We start from the raw sequence: 1638 nt of genomic DNA, 5'->3' as shown, positions 1-1638 counted from the left end.
TGCACAATCTAGGGACAGACCAGATCGACCTTGTCGGCCCGCGAATTCATGAAAAAAGCTCTTGGTACATGCCCATGGTAATCATAGCTAGCAGAGCGAAGCGCTTTCAAGCAATGAATCATGCCGAATGAGTTGTTCGGAGTTCAGGCGAACCGATCGCGTCGTCGGTGCAAGGATTGTCGGTCGGGGGAGTTCGCAGGGAGAGCATGGACTTGAAGCGCAGCTGCCGCGCGGACATAGGAGCCTGTTTGACATGAGCTGTATGAATGATCCGGTCAGAACGGTGGAAGCGCACTTCGATGAGGTGGATCAAAAGATCACACTGGCCTGCAAAAAAGCGCGCCGCGAACGGACGTCGGTGACGTTGATTGCAGTGTCCAAGACGGTTTCCGCCGAATACGTGCGTCCCGTCTTGGCGCTTGGCCACAATGTCTTCGGGGAGAATCGGGTTCAGGAGGCGAAAGGGAAGTGGTACTCCCTACTGGAAAGCTGTCCGAGTGTGAATCTTCATCTCGTCGGGCCTCTGCAGTCGAATATGGCGAAGGAGGCCGTGGGGCTCTTTCATGCGATTCACTCAGTAGATCGTCCTAGCCTATGTGAAGCTCTCGCCAAGGTGTGGTCGAAGCAGTGTCATCGGCCAACGCTGTTTGTACAGTTGAACACCGGCAAAGAGCCGCAGAAGGGGGGAATAGCTCCGGATGGCGCCGATGACTTTATAGCGCGCTGCAGAAGCGAGTACGGACTGCCGATCTCCGGCTTGATGTGCATGCCACCCCTCAATGAGGAGCCGCAGATGCATTTCCGCGTCACTGCCGAAGTGGCTGCGCGGAATCATCTGAAGCTACTCTCCATGGGAATGAGTACAGATTTCGAAATTGCAATCCAGTATGGGGCGACGCATGTGCGCGTAGGTTCTGGCATCTTTGGTCGAAGAGCAGGTCACGTTTCGAGTTAAGACGGGGCAACACACGTCAGTTCGTAGAGCGAGCCGCTCCAAGCATCCTGAGTGCAGGCCTCCAATTACAAGGGTATGGATGTCCGGCCGACGCAATCGGGATGGCGCTACCGATCACCCAGTACTTTTCGGACTTCAGTGTGACCCCGCTGATGCCAATACACAACTCTGACCGCGCGCTCACTCGCGCATGGATGGATGTCGTCCCAATCGCGAGGGAACTTCAAGAGCGTAAGTACACCGATCGTCTCAAAGGCAGACCTAGCGTTCGTCATCGGTGCTCGCAGAGCCGCGATTCTCCGATCGGTTGCCGTGCGGTCGAAGGCCTTCAGTATCTGGCGTCGCGCTGGCGCGGGTTTTCGGTAACCGGTATGAGCTCCCACGTGCGCGGTGATCAGCGAGCGCGGGCGTAGCGGATCGGCATCCAGTATTGCCGCAAGGCCTCGACCGCCGCCGGAATATCGGCGTGGGCGTTACGCAGAAAGTTCTTGGTCTCGCGACCGCTTCGTGGTGGTCCAAGCAGCGGACGGCCCTGATCGTCGCGACAGTGCAGCAGGATGGGCAGAAGTAGGCCGCGATTGACGTTGCTGGCGTCCAGCAACGGCGCCCACGCCGATAGCTTGAGCCGCATCGCGGCATAGAAGCCTTGGCACCATGGTCGCGGATCGACGTCTCCACTGGGT

2 protein-coding genes are annotated in these 1638 nt (G+C 57.9%); one reads left to right on the top strand and one right to left on the bottom strand.

Going from position 1 to position 1638, the window contains the following annotated elements; all coding sequences use genetic code 11:
• Positions 1-262: 262 nt before the first annotated feature.
• Positions 263-955 carry a YggS family pyridoxal phosphate-dependent enzyme gene (locus WN73_RS11805; protein ID WP_097669856.1) on the top strand — a complete coding sequence of 231 codons (693 nt, stop codon included), beginning with the start codon at positions 263-265 and terminating at the stop codon, positions 953-955.
• Between the two features lie 394 nt (positions 956-1349).
• Here WN73_RS11805 and WN73_RS11800 read toward each other — a convergent pair.
• Positions 1350-1638, bottom strand: a 289-nt coding sequence (locus WN73_RS11800; RefSeq protein ID WP_271552889.1) for a UPF0149 family protein, incomplete at its 5' end; no start/stop codon positions are given.

Source organism: Bradyrhizobium sp. CCBAU 45394 (genome assembly GCF_028128655.1).
Taxonomy (GTDB): Bacteria; Pseudomonadota; Alphaproteobacteria; order Rhizobiales; family Xanthobacteraceae; genus Bradyrhizobium; species Bradyrhizobium diazoefficiens.
This window is presented reverse-complemented; position numbering and strand designations above follow the sequence as displayed.